The 24,705-nt window shown below is 45.4% G+C and carries 11 protein-coding genes; 1 reads left to right on the top strand and 10 read right to left on the bottom strand.

What is annotated here, in order from left to right:
* Window positions 1–209: 209 nt before the first annotated feature.
* The 10 genes from FEM55_RS06635 to FEM55_RS06680 form a co-directional block, all read right to left on the bottom strand.
* On the bottom strand, window positions 210–1,607 hold the full coding sequence (locus FEM55_RS06635; RefSeq protein ID WP_138280491.1) for a Gfo/Idh/MocA family protein: 1,398 nt from the start codon (window positions 1,605–1,607) through the stop codon (window positions 210–212).
* A gap of 170 nt (window positions 1,608–1,777) precedes the next feature.
* Complete coding sequence (locus FEM55_RS06640; protein WP_138280492.1) at window positions 1,778–3,847, bottom strand: PAS domain-containing sensor histidine kinase; 2,070 nt, start codon at window positions 3,845–3,847, stop codon at window positions 1,778–1,780.
* Window positions 3,848–4,120: 273 nt separating this feature from the next.
* Window positions 4,121–5,716 carry a RagB/SusD family nutrient uptake outer membrane protein gene (locus FEM55_RS06645; protein WP_171036484.1) on the bottom strand — a complete coding sequence of 532 codons (1,596 nt, stop codon included), beginning with the start codon at window positions 5,714–5,716 and terminating at the stop codon, window positions 4,121–4,123.
* Between the two features lie 89 nt (window positions 5,717–5,805).
* Window positions 5,806–8,838, bottom strand: coding sequence for a SusC/RagA family TonB-linked outer membrane protein (locus FEM55_RS06650; RefSeq protein WP_171036485.1), 3,033 nt, complete (start codon window positions 8,836–8,838; stop codon window positions 5,806–5,808).
* 688 nt (window positions 8,839–9,526) lie between these two features.
* Window positions 9,527–10,672 carry a Gfo/Idh/MocA family protein gene (locus FEM55_RS06655; protein ID WP_138280495.1) on the bottom strand — a complete coding sequence of 382 codons (1,146 nt, stop codon included), beginning with the start codon at window positions 10,670–10,672 and terminating at the stop codon, window positions 9,527–9,529.
* 278 nt (window positions 10,673–10,950) lie between these two features.
* Window positions 10,951–15,366: a PQQ-dependent sugar dehydrogenase gene (locus tag FEM55_RS06660; protein ID WP_171036486.1), complete on the bottom strand. Its 4,416-nt coding sequence runs from the start codon at window positions 15,364–15,366 to the stop codon at window positions 10,951–10,953.
* Between the two features lie 955 nt (window positions 15,367–16,321).
* On the bottom strand, window positions 16,322–16,927 hold the full coding sequence (locus FEM55_RS06665) for a hypothetical protein (RefSeq protein ID WP_138280497.1): 606 nt from the start codon (window positions 16,925–16,927) through the stop codon (window positions 16,322–16,324).
* Window positions 16,928–17,406: 479 nt separating this feature from the next.
* Complete coding sequence (locus tag FEM55_RS06670) at window positions 17,407–18,507, bottom strand: mannonate dehydratase (protein WP_138280498.1); 1,101 nt, start codon at window positions 18,505–18,507, stop codon at window positions 17,407–17,409.
* A gap of 46 nt (window positions 18,508–18,553) precedes the next feature.
* Window positions 18,554–21,136, bottom strand: a complete 2,583-nt coding sequence (locus tag FEM55_RS06675; RefSeq protein WP_138280499.1) for a M1 family metallopeptidase — start codon at window positions 21,134–21,136, stop codon at window positions 18,554–18,556.
* A gap of 27 nt (window positions 21,137–21,163) precedes the next feature.
* Window positions 21,164–22,156 carry an esterase-like activity of phytase family protein gene (locus FEM55_RS06680; RefSeq protein WP_138280500.1) on the bottom strand — a complete coding sequence of 331 codons (993 nt, stop codon included), beginning with the start codon at window positions 22,154–22,156 and terminating at the stop codon, window positions 21,164–21,166.
* A 174-nt stretch (window positions 22,157–22,330) separates the two neighbouring features.
* Here FEM55_RS06680 and FEM55_RS06685 point away from each other — a divergent pair, with 174 nt between their 5' ends.
* Complete coding sequence (locus FEM55_RS06685; protein ID WP_138280501.1) at window positions 22,331–24,694, top strand: S9 family peptidase; 2,364 nt, start codon at window positions 22,331–22,333, stop codon at window positions 24,692–24,694.
* Window positions 24,695–24,705: the final 11 nt, after the last annotated feature.

Genomic DNA, 24,705 nt, shown 5'->3' on the forward strand with positions numbered 1-24,705 from the left:
TTGGTTAACCTAAGAATGAATAAAAGGTTAGTTGTAAGGTGTGAAAGGTTGGATGTTCAACTGGAAGCGTTCCGGGTTTTAGATGGCCGCTTTTGATTGGAACCGGATTTGTATAATTTAAAAAATGGTATAATCCGGCGGGATTTCTTGCCGGACTATACCAGATTTTTTTTGCTGTTTGGCAGCTTTATCCTTGTGTAAAAGCTTTTTTATACCGCTTTTACCACTTTCATTTCCTGCGGGTCCCAGCTTACGACGGTGTTTTCAAAATAGCTTTTATTCGAAAGCAATGCCGGGCCGGCTGCACGGAAACCGAAAACGGCATCTTCCAGCACAGGCTTGTTGGTACGCATGGATTCGAAGAAATTGGCAAAATGGTCCAGACGGTCATCATACCCGTTCGGTGCTTTGTACTCTTCTGTTTCCGGCTCCGACATTTCCGGTTTTGAAGGATATTTGGCATTGTAATCAACGAGGAATTTTTCCTGCAGTGCTTTCGGGAAAGTATCGATGGTGTAACCCGGTGCCTTGGACATCTTTTTCCTTTTTACCGTAACGGTATTGCCCATCAGCGTGATCTGGCCGTCTGTTCCTACAAAGCGGAAACCGGAGCCGCCGCCCGAACCGTCTGCAAAATTCACACGCAACGTAAGGTTGAACGCCGGATGTGAAGCGGTTTTCGGATAATCGTAAATCCCGACCATGAAATCCGGAACATCGCGGCCGTCTTTCCAGTAACGAAGTCCACCGCTGGTCATTATACGCGTTGGGCCTTTGGAATCCAGAATATAGTGCATTCCGGAGAAAAGGTGCACAAAAAGATCGCCTGCAACACCCGTTCCGTAATCCTGATAATTTCTCCACCGGAAAAAGCGAAGCGGATCATAAGCTATTTTGGGTGCTTTATTGCTCAGGAAACGGTTCCAGTCCACCGTAGCAGGCGATGCATCCGGCGGAATGGAATACTGCCATGCACCCTGCGCGGAATGTCTGTCGTAAAATACTTCCACGAAATTCAGCTCACCGATTACGCCTGCCTGATAAAGTTCTTTCACTTTGGTATATACAATGGAGCTTACGCGCTGACTGCCCACCTGAAAAACTTTCTTGGAATCGTTCTGCGCCTTGATCATATCATAACCCTGCTCGATTTTATGCACCATCGGTTTTTCACAATAAACCGCTTTGCCTGCTTTCAGTGCTTCGATGCCGATCTGCGAATGCAAATGGTCCGGCGTGGCCAGAATAATGGCATCAATATCTTTTCTGTTGAGTATTTCAGAATAATCGCGCGTGGTTTGTATATCGTTTCCAAACATTTCCTTGGCCCGCACAAGGTGGCCGTCATAAACGTCTGCAACGGCCATCAACTTCACACCCGGCAGCATCAATGCCGTTTTTGTATCGCCCATTCCCATGATACCCGTTCCGATGCAGGCAATCTGGATATGGTCATTTGCAGAAATTTTTTGTTCAGATACCGGAATTTCTCTGGATACGCCGGATTTTCCGGCAAACAATGAATTGACAGGACTTGCAGCCAGCAGCATGCTGCCGGATACTTTTTTGATAAAATCCCGTCGGTTGTTGTCACTAAACTTTGCCATAGCAGAGATAAAAAATGTTATTTGAATTGCTTGTTTACTTCACAAGCTATAAAGTTAACCCTTACAACGCATTTTGTCAGAAGTTTTCTGTGCTATGTTATTAATTTTTGTTTTACGATCGCTTACAAAGAAGATTATTTTCCTTTAATTAATTTAAGCAGAATTTAATATCACTCGGGAATTCGCAACTGTTTTTCAGGAAGAATCACGTGAAAAATGGCGCCGCCTTCCGGATTGGACGTTGCATAAATATGGCCGTGATGGTTCTGGACAATTTTTTTACACATGGCAAGACCGATACCCGTTCCTTCATATTCATTTTTGCCATGCAGCCGCTGGAATATATTGAATATCTGTTCGGCATGTTCCTGACGAAATCCGATGCCGTTGTCTTTTACTTCCAGTTCATAATAAGTTCCTTTTGTAAAAGGCAGCTGATAATGTGCATGCCGGCTTTTTTCAAGAACCGTGCAGGAAACGGCAATGACAGGACTTACATCTTTTCTGCTGAATTTCAATGCATTGGTAATCAGATTCGCAAACAGCTGTAATATCTGCAGTGGCACGCCTTCGATTACAGGCAGATCGTTGTAGATGATTTCAGCCATTTTCTGCTCGATCAGCAAGTCCAGATCGTTTTTAACTTCCTCCATAACCTGTCCAAGCCGGATCGGCTTTATCATTTCAGCTTTTTTGGAAAGTTGTGAATAAGCCAGTACGTCGCGGATCAGAACCAGCATCCGGCCCGCCGAATCCTTGATTTTGCTTACGTAATGCAGCGAACGTTCGTCTGTTTTCTGCAAATTCGTTTCCAGCATCTGTGCAAAGGTGCTTACTTTCCGGATCGGTTCCTGAAGATCGTGCGATGCAATGTAGGCAAACTGTGCAAGTTCTGCATTGGACCGCTGCAGATTGCTGTTTGCTTCTGCCAGTTCTTTGGTACGTTCTGCCACAATTTCTTCAATTTTGTGTCTGGCCAGCACCTGGTCTGTAACTTCCGCAGCCGTGTTCATCACGCCGTATACATGTCCTTCGGAGTCAAAAAGCGGTGTAAAGCTGTAATTAAAATAGAACGACTGAAGTCGGCCGTCCACAACAATGTCTACACGCTGATTTCGGGCATGGAATGCTTTTCCCTGCGTAAATACATGATCGAGCTGGCCGAATATTTCCTGATTGTCCAGCTCCGGCAATATTTCCGAGTACAGTTTACCGATGACATCATTTCCTTTTCCCCAGACATCAATAATAGCCTGATTGGCAAGAGCAATCCGCATTTCCCTGCCAATGTACACACCAATCGGGAAAGGTGCGCTTTCCACAATGGAATGGGCACGCTGCTCACTTTCTTCCATTTTCTTCTGAGCAATCACCTGCTCGGTTACATCCTGACACAGTACCATGATGCCTTCCTTTCCGTCCGGCTCTTTGTACTGCTGACAAATGAGATTAAGAAAACCGCTCTTTCTGTTTCCCTCGTTATGGATGCTATAAGGCTGGTCGAAAGTGGAAAATGATTTTCCCTCGGTTCTTACTTTGTTTGCAATTTGCCGGAAGTAAGGTTCAGCTTCCGGAATAATCTCGAACAGCGATTTGCCGATCAGCTCATCCGGACTTTTATCAATCAGTTTTCCGTAAGCATCATTCACGATTTCCACGGTCATATTCTCATCGCTCATCACGATTATCCCGACTGTTGCTTTCTGAACCAGATTTTGAAAACGTTTTTCCGATTCTTCCAGCTTGTGGACAGCCTGTATCCGCTCGGTTATCTCAATACCGCTTGCCAGCACCCCGTTTACAAGACCGGCTTCATCAAAAACGGGAGAATAGCTCAAAGTCCAGAAATGATCTTCCTTCTTATTATTTTCTGATAAAGGAATAAGCTGGTTTTCTAATTGAATGGGTTCGCCGGTTTCCATTACCTGCATAATGTACGGACTTACTAAATGCCATGTTTCAGGACTGATTTCTTTGTATGTTTTATTGATAGACGGATGTTTTCCTGCTTTGCCCAGAACAGGAATATAGGCATCATTATAAAAGCAAATGCCATCATTTCCCCAATAGAGAAACATTGGAAAACCGGAATTCAAAACAATACCAAGCACAGTACGCAGGCTTAATGGCCACTGCTCAGGCTTACCGAGCGAACTTTGCGACCAGTCGAACCCGCGTATCAACATACTCATTTCACCACTTCCCCGGATAAAATGAAAAACATTGTTTAAAGCCTGCATTTGCAAATCTTTTCTTTATCCTATTTAGTTCTATTCTAGCACCCTATAATAATCACGCCAGCATACACGTACTGTTATTCTGAATCAGTTTCCGAGCAAGGAAAGCAATTTGGAGTTGATGATGCATTCAGTAAAATGCCGAATTTGAATAGGTCAGATTGTTATAAAAATAACTTTTTTCATATGTTGGCTGTAAACAAAAAAAGGCCGTCTCCTTGAAGGAAAACGGCCTTTTAAATTCAAAAGATCAGCAATCGAATGCTTTTTAGCGTATCAATAACCTGGGTTTTGTTGAAGTCCCCAGGTTTGCACTTCGTTCAGCGGAATTGGCAGAACAGGAACCGGATTCACACTTCCCGGAATGGAATGCGCCATTGCACGGGTTTTGATATCACCTGAAAGCGAGTTCATGTAAGTGCCCGTACGAACCTGATCCCAAAAACGAAGCTGCTCCATTCCCAGCTCGACACGGCGCTCGTGCAGAATGGCCTGCAACAAAGCCTGTCCTGTAACCGCACTTGTAATGTCCGGCAATGCAGCAGCAGGAATGTTCGTCGGATCGTATGTCGAAGTTCCTACTTTGGAACCTTTTGGTAAAGTCGATTTGCGTGCTCTCTGACGGATCATATTCACAGCTGTACGCGCTTCGGTTTCGTTGCCGATGTGCGCCGCAGCTTCTGCTTTCATCAGCAATACTTCTGCATAACGCATTTTACGGATATTCTGGCCGGATGCCGATGCCTGTGCAGGCTGCACAATGGCTGCCTTGCGGTTGAGGAAACCAGTCATGTTTTCGTCGGGATAACTTACTTTCTGCACCACACCAAACAGGACGTCATTGTTTCCGTACAAGGTCATGGCTTTGCGCGGATCGTTTGCTTCAAACGCGGATGCCAAACTGACAGTCGGATTATTGAAACCCCAGCCCCATGTAGAACGGTTATTCTGGATCACGTTATTGGTTGTACCCGTTTTGATCGTTCCCCATGTTTGTCCTGATTCCTTTGCCTGCACTTCAAAGATCGATTCGATATTGTTTTCACCTTCCTCATCGAAAATGGCCGCATAGTTCGCAGTCAGACCATACTGGCCGGATTGCGAAATGGCATTGGTCAGGTCGTACACTTCCTGCCAGGTGTGATTGTTGGTATTGTCCATTCCAAGCTGATACATAATGGCGCGTGCAAGATAGCCGCGGGCTGCACCTTTGGTTGCACGTCCCAGATCAACAGCCGTATACTGGTTCTTTTCAGGAAGCAGCTGGATCGCCTGTTCAAGGTCGGCTTCAATAAAGGCGTACGTTTCTGCCAGCGTCGATCTTTTGGTAGCGGAATATTCAGAAGTTTTTACCGGTTCTGAAAACAAAGGCATTCCGCCGAACAAGCGCGCAAGATAAAAGTAATAGTACCCGCGCAGAAAATGTGCTTCGCCTTTTACACGGTTTTTCAGTGTTTCACTGATCGGAGCCGTTTCAATATTTTTCAGAACCCAGTTGGAACGGTAAATACCAATCCACAGGTTTCCCCAAACACCGGACACCGGGCCGTTTGTAGGCAGTGCGCGCCATTCTTTGATATACTGAATATCCAGAAAGTCACTTGGCGTGCTTCCTTTTTCTGCATCGTCGGACAATACATCCCCGAACATCCATTCGTAATTATGCGGCAGGTAATTGCCCAGGCCGTCGTTTCCTTCATCGTAAGAAGCAGCGTCATAGGCTGCATTGATGGCAAGGAGTGTGTTGGTGGAATCGGAAAAATAGTTGGTATCCGTCTCGCGTCCGAGCGGTTCTTTATCAAGAAAATCATTACAGCCCTGCAACAGCATGGTGGCTGTTAATATAAGGCCAAGAACTTTATATTTTTTCATTTTTGAAATCATTATGCTATTAACATTTGTCTTTTCCTTTGAGCAGCATTGTTGAAAAATGCCGCTCAAAAGATTCAGACAAGGATAAATTAAAAGTTTACGCTCAGTCCGATGCGACCTACGCGCGGCTGCGGGTATGCACCCATGTCTACACCGAAATTCAGCGGATTGTTGTTGAATTCACCAATTTCAGGGTCCATTCCCTTGTATTTGGTAAATGTGAAAAGGTTATCTGCCGCCACGTAAACTCTCAGGTTGCTGATGCGTGCCTTTTCAAGTACCGTTTTCGGCAAGGTGTACCCCAGGGTAAGGTTACGGAAACGGACATAATTTCCATTGCTTACAAAACGGTCGCTGAACTGGTCGTTGTTGTTCGGGTTCAGCTGCGTCATGCGGGGCTGGTCTGTATTGGTATTTTCAGGAGTCCAGCGGTCCATGCGGCTTGCCACGGAGTTAAACATACCGTTTGCATTGTTCATCCAGTGGCCCAGACCGTTTACAAGTTCCACGCCGGTAACGCCCTGCAGAAAGAAGCTCAGGTCAAAACCTTTGTAACCCAGACTTGTATTAAAACCGAATGAGAAACTTGGCGTAGCGCTTCCAAGATACGTACGGTCTTTGTTATCGATTACACCGTCATTGTTCAGGTCCACAAATTTAACATCGCCCGGCTTTGCGTTCGGCTGGATCGGTGTTCCTTCTTTTGTATAGGCATCCAGATCCGCCTGTGTTCTGAAAATCCCGTCTGTTTTCAGTCCGTAAAAAACGGCAATTTCACGTCCTACTTCCGTACGGGTTGTTTGTCCAAGCCCGTTCACATCACCGCCGGCAATGGGTTCGCCGCCGCCAAGATCCGTAACACGGTTCAGGATTTTGCTTGCATTGACACCGATATCATAGGTAAAATCTTTTACGGAACTTCTGTAATTCAGTGCCAGTTCCACTCCTTTGTTGCTCATGCTTCCTGCATTCACGTACGGAGGCCCTACCCCGGCGAATACCGGAATCGGAACACGCACGATCATATCCGATGTATTCTTGATAAAGTAATCTGCAGTAAGCGAAAGACGGTTGCTGAAGAAACCGGCATCGATCCCGAAGTTTGTACTCGTTGTCGTTTCCCATTTAAGATCCGGATTGCTGGCGGTTGTCGGGGCAAATCCCTGAACGGCATTGTCACCGAATACATACATGTTGTTTCCCGAAACCGTAGTTACATACCCGTAATTGGCAGCACTGTTCTGGTTACCAACCTGCCCCCATCCTGCACGGAGTTTCAACTGACTGATCGCAGGGATGCTTTTGATAAAAGATTCTTCTGCAAGGTTGTATCCCAATGCAAACGACGGGAATGTTCCCCAGCGGTTATCCGGAAGGAAACGGGAAGAACCGTCTCTTCTCAACGTGGCTGTCAAAAGCAAACGCTCGTCAAAGTTATAGTTCACGCGTCCGAAATACGACTGGATCGACTCGTCAGACTGACCGGTTTCCAGCAGATAATCCGTGCTTTTGGTTGCCGAAAGGTACCATTGCGACTTGTCATTCGGAACGTCCAGTACAGTCAGACGCATATCGCTGAATGTCGAACGCTGGCTTTCAATACCGGCCATGGCCGTAACATTGTGCTTTCCAAAGGTCTTGTTATAGGTAAGATAATTGGTCCAAACCCAGCCAAGTCTTTCGCCTCTTCCTTCGCGCAGGCTGCTGTGCTGGCGCTGATCGTCATTGGCAAGGTAATACTGAGGCAAATACCGCTTGTCGTGCGTTGTAAGCCAGTTCATCCCGAACTGCGTGCGGAAAGAAAGATCCTTGCTGATTTTGGCATCCAGAAAAAAGTTGGAATTCACCAGCGTCTGATAAGCCTTGTTGTTTTTGTATTCGCTTACGATACGTGCCGGGTTGTATGCGCCGCCCTCTGGAACCGGACGTTTTCCCCAGAAATTGGTTGCCGGATCCCAGGCTTTTGCCAGGGATGAAACCGATAAAGCACTTGTAAGCACGCCGCCGTACTGATCGCCGAAATAAGGTGTTCTGTCTGTATTTGCATAGGCAGCAGAAATACCCGCGTTCAGCCATTTGGTTACGTAAAAATCGTTGTTGAAGCGAAGGAACAGCTTTTTCATCGGCGTATTTTTTACAATTCCCTGCTGATCAAAATAAGTTCCTGTCAGGCTGTAACGGTGTTTTTCATTACCGCCCATGATATTCAGGCTATAATTCTGCATAACGCCGGTCTGCATGACTTCGTCCTGCCAGTTGGTTCCTTTTTCACCGCTTTGCTTGAAACGGTTCAGCGTCTGATAAAGCGTTCCGTCCGTAGGCAGAACCGTTCCGTCATTGGCATAAGATTCCAGTCTCAGCGTAGCATACTGGCTGGCGTTCAGCACATCCACTTTGTTCCATGCTTTCTGCACGCCTGCATAAGCATCAAAAGAAATTTTCGGTGCGCCGCTCTTTCCTCTTTTGGTCGTGACCAGAATCACACCGTTTGCACCGCGTGAACCGTAAATGGCCGTTGCCGAAGCATCTTTCAGGATTTCCATGGAGGCAATGTCGCCGGGAGCCAGAAAGCTGATATCGTTGGTCTGAAAACCGTCCACAACATACAAAGGATCACTGTTGTTAATGGTACCGACCCCCCTTATACGTACACGCACACCTGAACCCGGCTCTCCGGACTGGCTTGTAATATTGACACCAGCCACACGGCCCTGAATGGCCTGAAGCGGGTTTGCCGTTGCAATCTGCGTGATCTGTTCTGCTTTTACAGATGCCACCGCACCCGTAATATCACTCTTTCTAGTCGTACCGTAACCGACTACAACTACTTCATTCAATGCACGTTCATCCGACAGCATTGTAATTGTAAATACGGTTTTTCCATCCACAGGCACTTCCATCGACTTCATTCCAACGGAACTTAAAACCAGCATTGTGCTATTTTCCGGTATCCCAAGGGTGAATTTTCCCTCTACATCCGTGGTTGTCCCTATTGTTGTACCTTTTACTACGATCCCTACTCCGGGCAGACCTTCTCCCTTTTCATCCGAGACTGTCCCGCTGATATTCTGGCTTTGCGAGAAGGCCATGAGCCAGCTTACCAGAATAAGTGAGACAGTCATACATGCACTTTTGAACATACTTATGACTTGTTATTGGTTTGTGATTTATAGTACAAATTAAAGTACTTTTTAAATCCAAAACATAGTACTATTTTAACTATTTCTTGAAGTACAATAAAGTACCAACAAAAATTAATTTTGTATAATCATAATCGATATTAAAATTGTATTATTCCCACCCCGATAATAGCACTATTTAAAGAGTAACTTAAAATATTATAAAGCTTACGGAAGTTACCTATACGTAATACTATTTATGCATTATTCTTAGGTTGATTTTATAGATGTTAATACTTTCGTATACTTCATGATTTTACTATCTGCGCTTTTTTCACGTTGAATTTTTTGAAGCCGGCTGTTCAGACAACATTATATTCGGACAATACGGAATTTACCTAATCATTGATGATCCATCAAAAACGCTGTCAGCATAACATCTCATAAAAGCCGGAACGGATATTCCGGATGGATCTCGCAACTTAAGTTTGCCCGAATAATCGGATAGATTGTATGGTTCAAAATGGAATCCAGTTTTATCTGCATTTAACCATATGCGATTACCGAGCAGAAAACCGGCGGGCACTTTGAAAAATTTTATGAAATTGAGAAGCCCAGGGATAAGATAATACCATAAAAACGGGCAGCCTGATTTCACACCATGCTGCCCGTTTTCGAAGTTTAATGTTCATTAGGCTAGTTTCAGGGCAACAGGCTTTCCGGTGCGGGCAGCCTCGTAAATGGCCATCAGGATTTTTACATCGCGCAATCCCATTTCACCCGGTACCCGGGTCGGTTTTTTATTGGCCACGCAATCTGCAAAGTCGTCCATTTGCAAAGCCTGCTGATTTACGTTTTCAATATCCATATCGCCCTTGCTGGTTTTTCCTTTCAGCCCGTCGTATCCATATGCCGGATCCAGCTCAAACCAGCCTTTTTCCGCTTCTGCCCTCAATGTATTTCCCTGTTCCGCATAGCTAGTATGACAGTTTGCAACGGCACCTCCCGGAAATTCAAGCTGAAAATCAATGGATTGTTCAACTTCGGCAAACCGTTCCGTATCTGTTTTTTCACCTTCTTTTGCAGAAACGCTGACCGGATTTTCACCAACTGTATAAAGAGCTCCCTGAACGCAGTAAACCCCGAGATCCATTAAAGGTCCGCCGCCTGCTCGTTCCCGGTCCAGCCGCCATGCTCCGGCCTCCATTTCCTGGCTGTCTATCGCAATGATCTTTTTAACTTTTCCAAACGTTTTTTTACTGCCGTAATTTGCCATTGCAATGTTATGCGGTTCAAAATGAAGCCTGTAACCAATCGACAACATTTTTCCGGCTTCTTTGCAGGCCTGGATCATGGCCTCGCAGTCCTTTACGGATGTAGCCATCGGTTTTTCACAAATGACATGCTTGCCCGCTTTTGCTGCACGGATTGTATATTCCGCATGCATGGAATTCGGCAGTACAATGTATACAATGTCAATATCGGAGTTGTCTTTTATCGAATCGAAGTTCAGATAATTATAGACGTTCTTATCGGGTATATTATATTTCTCCTTCCATTTGCCGACTTTATCCGGCGTGCCGGTCACGATTCCGGCGAGTCTGCAGTTTTTTGTTTCCTGCAATGCAGGAGCGAGCTGCTCTTCACTGTACTGTCCCAATCCGACCAATGCGATGCCGAGCTTTTTTGCCTGCTTGTTATCTGCTGTCAGCTTGTCCTCAGCGGAAATCAGGGACTCGCTTAATGCATCAAAGCTTAACATACTTAATCCCGGAACGGCAACAGCCGCCTGGCCCATATGATGCAGAAACTGACGTCGTTTATAAGATGATTTCATAACCTGTTGATTTTAATTGTTTTCAGTGTTCACTTGTTTTCTTCCAGCTCACCAATATTTATGCCAGAGTAATTTGACTGGATCCGGAAGTAGTTCGCAGTCCCGGCTTTTCCCTGATTTTACATAGGTTTTACATGTCAGAGCAAAGGTTGCCCGGCCATGACATTGTCATTCTGCAGGACTGCAAGTGCAGCCTGAAATCTTCTTTATTTCACAAAAAAAGAGGGCTTTGCGGGCCCTCTTCCTGTTCTAAGTTATTTTTTGAAACTGCCTTTTAACTACTTGATCTGTTTCTTACCTGTTTCCTTGGTGCTTGCTGTAACTTCCGGCTCCGTAACCGGTTCCGGTTTCACACGCAAAAGCGTGATCCGTGCAGCAAGGTTCGGGCTGTCGTTCCAGTTGTACTCGATTACATACAAATTGCCGTTCACCTGATCTTCTACGATATCCAGCGGGTTTCCAAAACCGGAAGCACCGACAAGGCCGTTGTTTCCAGAACCGGTATTGACCTTCACAATGTCATAAATGCTGTCATCGGCAGGATTGGAAGTCTTCACCATGGACCCCGGTTCCATGACGGCAATATCGCCGCCGCCCGAAAAACGGCAAACCAGTAATTTGCCTTTCAGCGCCCCGTTGAAAGTATTGCTTTTGTACTCGATAACACCATTTGGCGACTTGTTGAGGCCAAAGTTATAACCCTGACGGTAATTCGGATCTGCCGTGACAGATGGCAAATAAAGGGGGTTATCTTCATGGCCCCGGTTGATTACGTACTCGCCCCGCAACGGGTTCGGATGGCCAAAGTAACCAATCGGTTTGTTCGGGTTGATCCTGAAAAGCCAGTCATTCTGTGCCTTTATACCAAATGTCGCCGGAATTTCGGGTCCGTGGTAAAAAGTGCCGTCCGGTTTTCGGGTACCTGCAACGGATTCGGGTGAATTACCGCCGCCGCCGGAACCGTTTGTTGGAAGATAAAGCTGTCCGTTGGAATGCCACAACAAGTCAAATGCATTGCGTATGCCGGATGCGTAAATGGTCAGCGGCGCACTGCTGCCGTAAGGATTGTAAGTTCCGTCACGCATGGTTGCAGCTTTTGCCGGTGCCTTGTTGATGATGCTTTGATCCGCCGTTGTCAGTACATTCAGCGGCAGTTTGAATCCTTTAAGCTTTTTCAGGTCGAGCCGCAAAATGGTTCCGGACAAAAGACTTTCATTCCGCTGCCAGTCTTCGTCATACGAACCGGCGGAGCTGTTGCTGCCCTGTGACATGTACAAAGCGCCGTCCGGCCCGAAAGCAAGGCTGTTGATCAGATGGTCTCTTTTTGACCTCGGAAGACGGATAATCACCAGTTGTTCCTTTTGCAGCTCAGGACCTTCAAGCCGTGATATATTGCCGTCGAACGCCGGTGCCACGGAAAGGCCGGGCGATGAATGTGAAATCCAGAGTACCAGATTGGACGGCGTTGATTTAGGGTCAAAAGCCAGGCCCACGGCTGAGCGGTTGCCATATTTTTTCACAATCGTATTGATCGTTTTCAAATTGGACAGCATGCCGCTGGAATGATTGATATCAAATCTTTCAACGATACCGTCGAGACGAAGTGCATAAAGCTTTCCGTCAGGACCAATGGTCAGCGAACAGTATTTTTTATTTTCCGTACCCGGAATCCCGACCTTAATAAACTGGGCATTCAGGAAATTACTGGAATCAATCTTTGCCTCATCTGTTGTAAAAGTAGCCTCATACGGAGCAAAAGACGCCCCGGTATATGATTTCACACCCGACGTGATCACGAACTTGTAAATGGTGTTCGGTTCCAGGCTGCCGACAGGTGAAAAGCTGATGGCGTCACCACCGCCTGTTCCCTGTACAACGCCGTTGACCGAAGTGGAAACGTTGTCAGAAAGCTTGAAAAGTTTGACGGTATTGTTGGTGATTGTGGAATTATCCACACCTCCTTTAAAGCCTTTTGCTTCCGGAACATTCAGGTTGTTTGCTGCAATGCTTACCGTATTCAGATCCACTTTTACCGAACCGTTCAGCGGATTGGACGAAACAACGTAAGGTTTGGAAGGATCAACAACATTCAGCAGTATTTCAAATTCCTGGCCTGTAAATTGCGGAGAAGTGGCTTTTACAAATGCCTTGTAAATACCAACCGGCAGATTTTCCGCTCTGGAGTAGTCAAAAACAACATTCGGCTGGATTCCTTTCGGGTTCGGATCGTATTTAAGCCAGCCCGGCAAACCCTGACAATACCGCACAGAAATCCTGAACGAAGTGGCAAGATTATTGGAACTGCCCAGAACGATTGAGGTTGAACTGTTTTCCTTTATTCCTTTCTTAACAATGATGTTCTGGGTTTTGGAAGCCCAGTACACGTACGGATCAATACTGACCGGGACAATGTTTGTAAATGTGATTTTGGTACTCGTCCCGCCGTTTGCATCAATGGTCAGCAGCTCGTCTTTTACATTCACCCGCACTGTAACCGTTTTAAACCGGCTGATCGTACCTTTTTTCCCGTTTGGTATGAATCCTGAAATCGCTTTTACGCCTTCCACATTAATGGAATGTTTTTCAGGTTTTTTATTCGGATTTCCGTCGCCTACCGAAACCGTAACATCATAAACCCCGTTTGGCACTTTCATTTCCCAGTAACCTTCTTCCTTTACGCCCGGCCAGTAATCATTGTCGATATGCACCGCCTGCATGTGCATCAGCGTCGCAAGAAGTACATCCTCAGGCGTATAGCGGTTACGTCCGTTTGCAGTCAGATCGAGCAGACTTCCGTCGGCGCGGTTTTTCCAGCCAAACTGAAACCCTGCACCCTGATGCGCGCCGCTTCTTTGTCCGAACGGCTGCCCGTAGTCTTTAAGATAACCTACAGGCGGAATGGATTCCGAATCCGCAAAATCAATGTTTACTTTCGGAGCATCAAGCGGTTCCACCACATGCAGGTCGATAAGCATCGTAGCCGAACGAAAGCCTCCTCCGGTGCGAGTTACCAGAACCTGATAATTGCCCGGTTCCAGGTCCGAACTGATATTTTCGGGACCGAGCTGCAAGGTATTGGAAACGGTTTGCGGCAATGTAAGCCAGTCCGCCTTTGTTTTGGACAAACGGAAAGTGGCGTTTCCGGAACCCGCATTCAGATTGATTGTCTGCGGAATGACCGGTTTGCCCTTTAAAACTGTAAACCGGATCTTGTCCTGCGTAAAAGCCAGTTTTTTGACAGCCCGCGGCTTGACGCTAAAATGATAGGTTCCGGTAACCGTTTCGTTATTGCTTGCATCAATGGCCTTGACTTTCAAGCTGTACTCGCCTTTCTTTTTTATTACAAATGGAATAGTATAATCCTTAAACTTGCCGTCGTTCAGCGCATACTGGAATTCACTTAAACCGGAGCCGCCTTCGTCCGATGCAGAAAGAAATAACCTGACCTCCTTTTCGTAACCGCCCCGCGAACGCTTTTTTCCTTCAAACCGGACGTTTGCTACCGGAGCGATCGTATCCAAAGCCGGAACAGCCGGATCAATGGTTATGTAATTCATCCGGGTATTGAGCCCGCCCAATGCATCCACAGTCAGCTTTCCGTCATTTACCGCTACGGTAGCTGTTCCGACACGGTACTGATCGGTTTTGGAAGAAGCAAAATCACTGATTGCGGGCAATCCTTCCACATTGATCTGATGACGGCTGTTGTAATATCCGCTGTCACCTGCGCTTACCGTCACCCTGTAAAATCCGTTTGGAACCGAAAGTTCCCATGCAGTTTCTTTTTCTTCCTGGTTGTCAGCCTGCATTTCTACGGCAGAATGCAGCTTGCTGCTACCGGTTTCTTTTTTGCGCAAGTGCACTTTATGCTGGACACTTACCGGCTGTTTTGTTTTTGTGCTAACCCAGCCGTACTTCCGGATCTCATCGTAAGGTAGGCCGAAATCGGCGATATGCCCGTGCAAAACAGCAGTTCCTTCAGGCTGGAAATCAGCCTGGATACCCCGGAACAAGGTTACATTAACGTTATTTACAGCAAAGTCGTCAAAATGATCGTCCGACATCTGTGTAGCCTTTTTGCCGGAAGTATACACACCTGCATAAACCATGCTGTCCATAATGTCCAGCTCGCTGATGTTCAATGCCGGAGACGAATACGACGATCCTGTGTTCACGTAATTCACACCGTCGGTTGAATAAAAGCCCTCTACCGTTTTGGCAGCAGAATCAATAACCATTTTCAAACGCAGCGTTTTTGAATCAAACCCGCCGGCTACTTCTGTCATGCGCTCATTATCGTTGCCATTCAGTGCGTCAGCGGATGAAAAATGCTTTTCTTTCGTCAGTCCGATTTTATTTCCTGCAATGCCTAGTTTGATGAATGTCTTGTCTTTAAGTCCGTAGAAAAGGCCGCCATGCTGTGCAGAAACTTTTTCCGGATCGGTCACACTGACTTCCAGCTGCATTTTCTTTTCAGCCATGACATTCACACCCAGTACATTTACTTCTTCATCCACTTCTTCCGCCGCCGTATTCAGTACTTCCGGTTCGTTTTCTTCAAAAACAATTGCCTTCTGAACATATGCATTCAGGTTGTGACCGGACTTGCCAAGCTGCGCGTAACGATTTGTTTCTTTGCCGGAAACGCTTTTGTTCGTTATGGTATCACCAGAAACCGGCTGATGTTCCGGCAATATGGAAAGAGCCTTTTTTTCAGAAATTGAATATGGTTTTGCTGAGATTTTATTTTTACCAAATGCAGATTTAAAGCAAATTAAATGAAAAGAAATACTTAAAATAAACAGAATCACCCATTTGTCTGAAATGCGTGACCTGAAATGAAAATGTTTAGTGTGCCTAAATTTTATCATGGTAAATTTTCAAGAGATTGATGAGTAAAATGCATTTATATGTCTGTCAGCACAGGAATTCCGCTCTTTCATAAATGGAAGTATTGCCAAATCAGCTGACGATTTTAATGAAGTGTAAATTTGGGATTGCAATATGAGCAGGCATCAAAGAATCAAATGTCCGGTTATAATCGGGAAAGGCACTTACACCTGTATTTTGCATAAATTGGAGAGAGTAAAACCAGAAATTGCAGAATAGGTTCATAGAATTGTTTATTAACAACTGTGTCCGTTACGGTTTGAAAACTAGCCCGAACCGAGCTAATTCATTAATGGAATTGCCCCCTGATCCTGTATCAAGGAACTTCAAAATGTCATGTGGAGGTAATTAATTTAATCAAATTTGCACAGAATTGAGACAACTATAAATATCAAGGTATTCAAACGGACAAATGTACTGATAAAACAGACATTAGGTTTGTTTTACATGACAAAAATAACAGGCTGAATCGGCATTATATCATGAAAATGTACAATTAATATTGCATTTGCTTCATCTGATATTCCTATTCCTGAACATATCTCCTTTTTCCTCCGAATCAACTGGATTTTGGTTTTACGTGCCTCATTATACGCCCAAAATTAGCGTTTTAATGGCTTTTCAACTGCAAATCAAAATCAGGAATCGCAATGATTTTAATCAGTTTCCGCGCACAGAGTAAAGATTTCAATAGTTGTTTTATCGGGGCGTTGGAAATACCTCTTTTCCAGTTATTTCCAACGCTCCTTCATGTGCTTTTCAGGATTTCAAACCCAGTGATGACAGCAGACTGTTTTGCGATTTGATTTCGGCTTTTCTTTTTTCGACAACTTGCCGGATCATGTTTTCCAGTCCTGCATTGAATTTCAAAAGTTCGGCTTTAAGGTCATTTTGCTGCTGCATGAGATCCGTCACGTAATTTTTGTGTTCATGGATTATGGTTTTGGAAGTTTTGCCATACACCGCATATTCAATTGCCAATTCGCCGGTTTTTGTATCGACCGTCCATTCTTCAGACTTGAAGCCCTGGTTTGATGAAACTGTGCAGGCCAGCAGATTGGCGTCACCTTCGAACGGAATGCGGTATTCAATTACATTCACTTTTATTTTCATGTCGGAAGCGCTTCCGGGTCGAAGTACTGCATTGGAGAATATTTTACTGCTCGTCTTTGATTCCGACTTTTCAAAATGAATTTCCGGTATGCTAAGCGCTTTTTCTGTTCTCAGGTTTTTTACACAACCTTCAATCTGATCCTCTGCAAAGTATTCCTGCGGCCATTTATTGATCTCTTGATTAATCTCCATGCCGATTTTGTAAAATAAGGAATTTGTATCGTACAAGGAAAACAGTTTGACTTTTCGCATGATCTTTAAATTAGTTATGGATGGGTACGACGCTTCATCTTCGGATGTTTTTACGCTGCAAAAATTGTTCTAGAATGCATAATATGCTACATATCCGGACCTTATTTTATCATACGGGATTATACAAAGTATCCTTTTATTCATTTTAAATGCCATTATTGCCCATAAAGTTTTCTTCATTTCAGTTTCAAATACCGATATGGCCTGATCAGATGCGAACAACGTGAAAATCCTGAAGATTGTAATAAAAAAAAAGGTCCGAAGCAGTTTTCGAAGGCCGCTTTTGGATCAGTACTTTAAAGAATGATTTGATGATAACGGCATTCCGTAAACAGGAAAATTGACAAGAAAACCGGCATTGTACCCTTGTGTGGAGACACACAAACACCCGAAAGCAAAAAACAAATAGGATCCATGGTTGAAGTCCGGTTCAGGCTCATCATTAAACAGGCTTGTTTTTCCGGAATATACTTTTCCAATCAGCTTTTTGCCACCGATTCAATTAATCCGCGCATGTAACCGATTGCAAATAAAGCGCCGATGTTGCTGTAACCCGGATGCTCGTTGCTGTCTTCGGACATGGTCGGCACGTGATCCGGACGGATCGGGCCTTTGAACCCGATTTCATAATACGTTTTCATCGCTTCGTACATATCCGTTTTGCCGTCATCGTGGAAAGTTTCCTCGAAATTCTGGCGGCTGCCGCGTACATCTCTGAAATGTACAAAATGGATCTTTTCACGTTTCCCGAAATAGCGGATTACAGACGGAATATCTTCGCCCATGGTCGCAAAAGTGCCCTGACAAAGCGTAATGCCATTGCTCGGACTCGGAACGATGTCAATCAGCCTTTTGAATGCATCGGCAGAAGTCATGATCCGCGCAATGCCGCGGATGGAATCCACCGGCGGATCGTCGGGATGCAGCGCCAGTTTGACACCCTGCTTTTCAGCTTCCGGCACAACGGCTTTAAGGAAGTATTCCAGATTTTTCCACATCACATCCTTTGTAAATGTGCCGTAATTCGTCACAGACGAATCCTTAATATCGTCATAATCAAATGCACTAACCAAAGCGCCGCCTCTGCTCGGCCGGTCCATTGTCGTTCGTGCCCAGCTGATCACCGGCATCCAGTTATAGCAGATGGTATCAATGCCTAGTCTGGAAATATTTCGGATCAGACTGATGAAGTTGTCAATTTCCTGATCTTTTCCATCCAGTCCAAGTTTGGTCTTTTCGTACAAAGCCGGAGGACCTTCGATAACTTTCAACTTCAGGCCTACATTTTCCCACGCTTCCTTCACAGCCTTCACGGCAGCGTAGTCCCAGGAATTGACACCGGAAAGACCGACGCTTTTGGGATTGATCCCTCCTACCGCGCCAAGCACTTTCATTTGCTTCGACAATTCAATCCGTCGCTTGTCCATTCCGAAAAAATGCGCAAGACAAAACTGCATTCCACCGTCCTGCACGTATTCCTTTTTAAGCAGCGGTGTGTTGTTCAAATCAGGCTGGCCGGAAACAGTAACTGCGGCTAGCGCGGCACTGTTGCGTATGAATTTACGTCTGGAGCTTTCCATGAATTCAAATCGAATTTTCTACTAGAAAGCAGATTCGGGCTCCCGGCTACTTTTCCGGCTCCGCATCTCTTTGCAACTTCACCGCACGGTTCAGGATATCTGTTGCCTGTAATACTTTGTTTTTCAGATAAAAAGGATATTCAGGATTATCGCGTAAAAAATCCTGAACAATTGCTGCGGCTTCCCCGGAATGATGTCCTGCGTAAATCGTATGGACCCAGCGTGTCGGAAAGAAAATATCGCCGGTCAGCTGAATTTCCTGAAGCATGTCCAGCGAAGGCCGCAGATAAGGAATGGCACTTTTCGCCCTCAGCGGATGATGAAGGTAAGCCAATGCTTCCAGCACCCAGGCTTCTTTTTCACGGTTTTCAGGTTTTTTCAGCGACTCAAAAAATGCATTGCGCTCGGCAATATTTTTACTCAGCGAAGGAATGACAAATTTCAGCTTTGCCTTGCGATCCGGATTTCCGGTATTTTCCAGTTGTTTGTTGAAAATCGGATCGTTGTCCCCGCTTCCTTTCAGAGCCAGTTCGCAGGCCAGCGATATTTTATCATCTTCCGATAAAACCAGATCTTTCACAACCAGCTTCTCATTCCAGAGCAATTCCAGTTTCTGCAGTCCGTCCGGCGTAAGCGCCACGTTTTTGAACGCCCGGAAATAGGATGTTTTGATTCCCTTGTCACTGGTCTTTTCCAGTAAATCCCAAAGGACCCGTTCTGCTTTGTTCTGTAAAATAGACCGTTCTTCTGGTTCAAGAAACGTCCACCAGACTGTTTGCATGTTGGAAAGCAGATAATCCACAAGCAGCGGATTTTCTTCCTTTGGTAAAATGGTGAAGATATCATTTACAAATTTTTCGGATGAAGGCCCGTTTTCGCGAAGGAACGCTTCCCAGCTATTTACAAGCATGGCGCCTCTGAAAACCGGGTTTTGCCTCACGGTGTCCGCAACTTGATTATAGTTCTGGATGAAGTCCGCTTTGCTCGCAGTATCCATTTTGAAATAGCCATAACTGACACCATCAAAATTCGGGAATACGAGCGTTTCGGGCTGTACGTCAAATGTTTTAACCTGCTTGTCGGTAAATGTAAATGCCGTGTCGCGGTAAGACTTACCGGTTGTCCATTTTACTGCAAGTGGCTGCTGCCAGATACGGCCTGAAACCGGATCTATTTCTTGGACAACCTGCATTTTTCCACCTTTACGCACCAGATCGTACGCAGGCATTCCGGGTGTTTTTACCCAGACGGCACTCCAGTCCGAAATGTTTTGTGGTGTTTTTCTATCAATAATCCGGATCAGATCGTCCCAGCGTGCATTGCCGTACGCAAAGGTTTTGAGGTACTCGCGCAAACTTTCCTGCATCCTTTTTTCCCCGATTTTGAGTTCAAGATGCTGCATGACAACCGGCGCTTTCAAGTAAATAATGGCTCCGTACAGCGTGCCGGCATTTTTGAGGTTTCCAAGTTCCTGAAGAACAGGATTCGTGCCTGCACTTCGATCCACTTCATAAGCGCCGGGATAATGTGCCAGCAGGAAACGCAGCCGGTGATTGATTTCAGGAAAACTCGGATGGACGATTTTGGCCGCCATGAAGTTGGCAAAAACCTCTTTGAGCCAGACATCGTTAAACCAGTCCATCGTCACCAGATCGCCAAACCACATATGCGCCGATTCATGCGCAATCACGCTGGCTCTTGACAGCTTTTTGTTAACCGACGCATTTTCATCCAGAAACAAAGACGATTCATTGTAAAATACGGAACCCGGATGCTCCATGCCGCCGTACTGAAAAGACGGGATCAGAACGAAATCAAACTTTTCGAACGGGTATGAAACGGACGTGTAATTTTCCAGCCACGACAAGGCTTTTGCATGCAGCGAAAACACTTCATCGCTGTTTTTCCTGACTTTGACCGTATCCGTCTCGCGGTAATACATCGTCATTTCACGGCCGCCGACTGTTTTGACGGTTTTAAAAAACTTGCCTGCGGCAAACGCAAAAAGGTAAGAACTGATCGGCTGGGTTTTATTGAACCGATAAATATTCCGGCCATTTTCCGACCTTTTGTATTGCAGGCTTCCGTTGGAAACGGCTTCCCAGTTGGCCGGTGTTTTCAGCGTAAGCGCATAAGTTGCTTTCAGATTGGGCTGATCGAAAAGCGGAAAACACGTTGAAGCGCGGTCCGGAACAAAAAGCGTGTACAAGTATTCTTCGCTCCTGTTCAGCGAAAGATCGCCTGCAACAAACTCGATGAAAACTTCATTCCGTCCTTTTACAAGACTGGCAGATTCAATAACAATGTGCTGATTTACAAACTCGTATGCAATCGCTTTTCCATTTGACTGTACCGAAATCACATGCGAACTGTCGGTACTGAAATCAAGAACAAGAGCGGAATCCAGCGAATTCAGGTTAAAGGAAATGCGTTCTTTGCCTTTGATCCGCTCGTTTTTACCAGACGGAATGTCCAGTTCAATCGCATAATGAATGCTGTCGATGGATTTTTTACGTTGTTCGTTCAATGCATAGGAAACTCCTTTTTCCGGCCGGTAACGCTGATTTTTTTTACAACTGAAAACAAGAAAAATACCGGCAATGAAAAGGATGCTAAAAGGAAACCTCATGAAAAAACAATCGTTGATTTGAATATGTTACTTGTTGCGCACAGCCGATTCCTTTTCTTCCAGTAAAATGATTTGTGTCCGCTGCTTGTTTTTGGCACCCGGATTGTCGTCACTGATCACAACGAGTTTTCTTTTCCCGTTTTCGGACGGCCACCAGGCCATTCCTTCCAGGTTATCAGGCACAAACTTCATTCCGGCATTGAAATCAAAAGCAGGCGCAGGATCTTTTTTCAGATGCTGGCCGTCGGCTGTAACCTTCCACAATTTAGCCTTAATTTTGTTTGTACCACCATTTCCTTCGTCAAAACATCTTTCCAGCACCAGCAGCTCGTCCTCACTTACGGTTAAAATCTCGGAAATTCCACCCCGCGTTTCCACCGTTCCATACGGGCATCCGCTGCGGTCAATGACGTAGCTGTACGTCTGAAGCTGCTCATAATGGGAATCCCTGTAAAATTTGAGAAAATGAATCGTATCGTTCCCGACTTCGGTTTCTCCTTTCCAGCCGACTTCCGGCGCAACCCATACGTTTCCGTTTTCGGTAACGGCAATGGCTTCAATGCCTTTGTTATCAGCAGGAAGCGGCATAGGCGGAACCAGATAAAACGGGTTTGGCCTTGTCGGCGGAAAAGATTCATAAACAGAAACCCAGGTTGTGGTGTCCGTATTTTCGTCATTCGCCTTGTACTCATTTTCGATGGCATAAAAATAATTGCCCGTCATGGCATCATACCGCACGGATTCAAACCAGCTCCAGTTATTTTTCACAAGTGAAGCCGTACTTTTCCGGTCAAAGTCACGGATATTTTGAATGCTGTCAAAGACAAAATAATTTCCACGGTCGCTCGCCAGATGCCATTGTTTTTTGGACGGAATATATTCAATGGCCGAAATGCCGTGCAGCAGTCCGGCGGGTTTCAGTGGAAGAATGGTGCTGTCCGAAAAAGTAAATTGCATGGACTGCGCTTCGCACTGGAAAATCCGGAAGATAATCAGAATGCTTAGAATTGTTTTTTTCATGGTTGAAATGATCCTTTTTTATGGCTAATTTTTAATAAAATCCGTATTGCTGAAAATTTATCAGCATATTGGGCAAAGATGATGAAATATTTAAAAACGAGACTTTCCGTTCACTAAACCGCATTTTTTATCTTTTTGCGAACCACTTTGCATGTATAAAATCCTTGAAACTGCATGAATTACCGCTTCCCTTTTTTCCTGTTCCTGTTATTTACAAATGCCTCGCTTTCCGCACAGTCTCTTGCTCCGCTTACTGTTGAAAAAATCATGAGAGATCCCAAAATGTGGATCGGAACGTCGCCCTCGGACATAACCTGGGCGGACAATTCGGCTTCGGTTTATTTTGAATGGAACCCGGATAAAAATCCGGGCGATTCCTTATATAACTATTCGCTTGGCACTAAAAAAATCAGTAAAGTCACGCTAGAAGAACGCAAAAGAATGCCCGGAAAAAACGGCGTTTACAACCGGCTTCATACCGCAAGACTGTATGAAAAAAAGGACGATATTTTTCTGATCAGCTATAAGGATTTCAGCATTCGGCAGCTTACAAACACAGTCGAAAAAGAACAGGACCCTGAATTCAGCGGCGATGAAAAAAGTGTGATTTTCAAACGAGGCAACAATCTTTTCAGCATTTCGCTCTCGTCCGGACTTCTGTCGCAGCTGACGGATTTCAAAACCGGCAATAAAAAGTCCGAACCCAAACCGGACGAGTCTGAGAAATTCCTGGAAGCCGAGCAACTGGCGCTTTTCAAGGTTTTACAGGAAAGAAAAAGCAAAAAAGAGGCAGGCAAAAAAATTTCGGAAGCAGAAAAACCCGCGTATCCAAAGGAAATTTATTTAGGAGAAAAAGCCGTTTCCAATCAGCAGGCTAGCCCGGACAATCACTTTGTAACGTATCGTCTGACCAAACCGGATAAATCTGCCAAAACCACAAACATTCCGGAGTACGTCACCGAATCAGGCTTTACGGAGGATATTCCGGGCAGGACAAAAGTCGGGGCACCGACTTCCGACTATGAATTCTGGGTTTATGATGCAAAAAAAGACACGGCCCGGATGGTAAGTGCAAAAGACATCCCGGGCATCCGCGATAAACCGGACTTTCTTAAAGATTATCCGAATAGGGATACCGTACAAATGGACAGAAAAGTTATTTTTCACGGTCCGTACTGGTCTGAAAACGGGCAGCAAGCCGTCGTGATTATCCGCTCCACGGACAACAAAGACCGATGGATTATGGCTTTTGATCCGGATTCGCTTTCGCTGAAATTGCTGGACAGGCAACGCGATGAAGCATGGATCGGCGGACCGGGAATCGGAAATTATCCGATGAGCGCAGGCGTTTCCGGCTGGCTCGACAACCGTACTTTTTATTTTCAGAGTGAAGAAACAGGCTATTCGCACCTGTATGCAGTAGATGTACTTACGGGTGTAAAATCAGCATTAACTGCCGGAAAGTTTGAAGTGCAGAATGTGATTCTTTCTGCCAGTAAAAAGCAATTTTACCTGATAACCAATGAGGTACATCCCGGCGAGCAGCATGTATACCGGATGTCGGCCAAAGGCGGAAATCGCATCCGCCTCACGCACAATCCCGGTGCGCATGAAGTAACCTTGTCACCGGATGAAAGTAAGATCGCACTGCGTTACTCCAACAGCAATACGCCATGGGAACTGTATATTATGAATAATCCAAAGTCGGACGAAATCATCAAACCGGAACTAATTACACGTTCCACTTCAGCAGAGTTCAATTCCTATGCATGGCGGAAGGCAAAGATTGTAACTTTTAAAACCGGTGATGAAAAAGAAGTTTATGCAAGAATTTACGAACCGGTGAAGTCCAACGGGAAAGCAGTGATTTTTGTCCACGGTGCGGGCTATCTCCAGAATGCGCACCATTGGTGGAGCCAGTACTTCCGCGAATACATGTTCAATAACCTGCTTACCGATCTGGGTTACACCGTACTGGATATGGATTACCGGGCAAGTTCCGGCTACGGGCGCGACTGGCGTACGGGAATTTACAGGCATATGGGCGGAAAAGATCTGACGGACCATACGGACGGCGCCAAATGGCTGATCAGCAATTACAAAATCAATCTTGAAAAAATAGGAATTTACGGCGGCTCTTACGGCGGGTTCATCACACTAATGGCCTTGTTTACAACGCCGGATGTTTTCAAAGCCGGCGCCGCTTTGCGGCCTGTAACAGACTGGTCCGCTTATAATCACGGGTACACTTCCAATATCCTGAACCTGCCGCAAACAGACAGTCTGGCTTACAGAAGAAGTTCTCCGGTTTACCATGCAGCCGGTCTAAAAAGTCATTTGCTGATCTGTCACGGTATGCTTGATGTGAACGTGCATTATCAGGATGTGGTGCGATTGTCGCAAAGGCTGATTGAGCTGGGGAAAGAGAATTGGGAACTTGCCTCCTACCCGATGGAAGATCATGCATTTACAGAAGCCTCTTCGTGGACGGATGAATACAAACGGATTCTGAAATTGTTTGAGGAGCAGTTAAAATAACAGCCGGCACA

This window comes from Dyadobacter sediminis, assembly GCF_005860765.1.
Lineage (GTDB): Bacteria > Bacteroidota > Bacteroidia > Cytophagales > Spirosomataceae > Dyadobacter > Dyadobacter sediminis.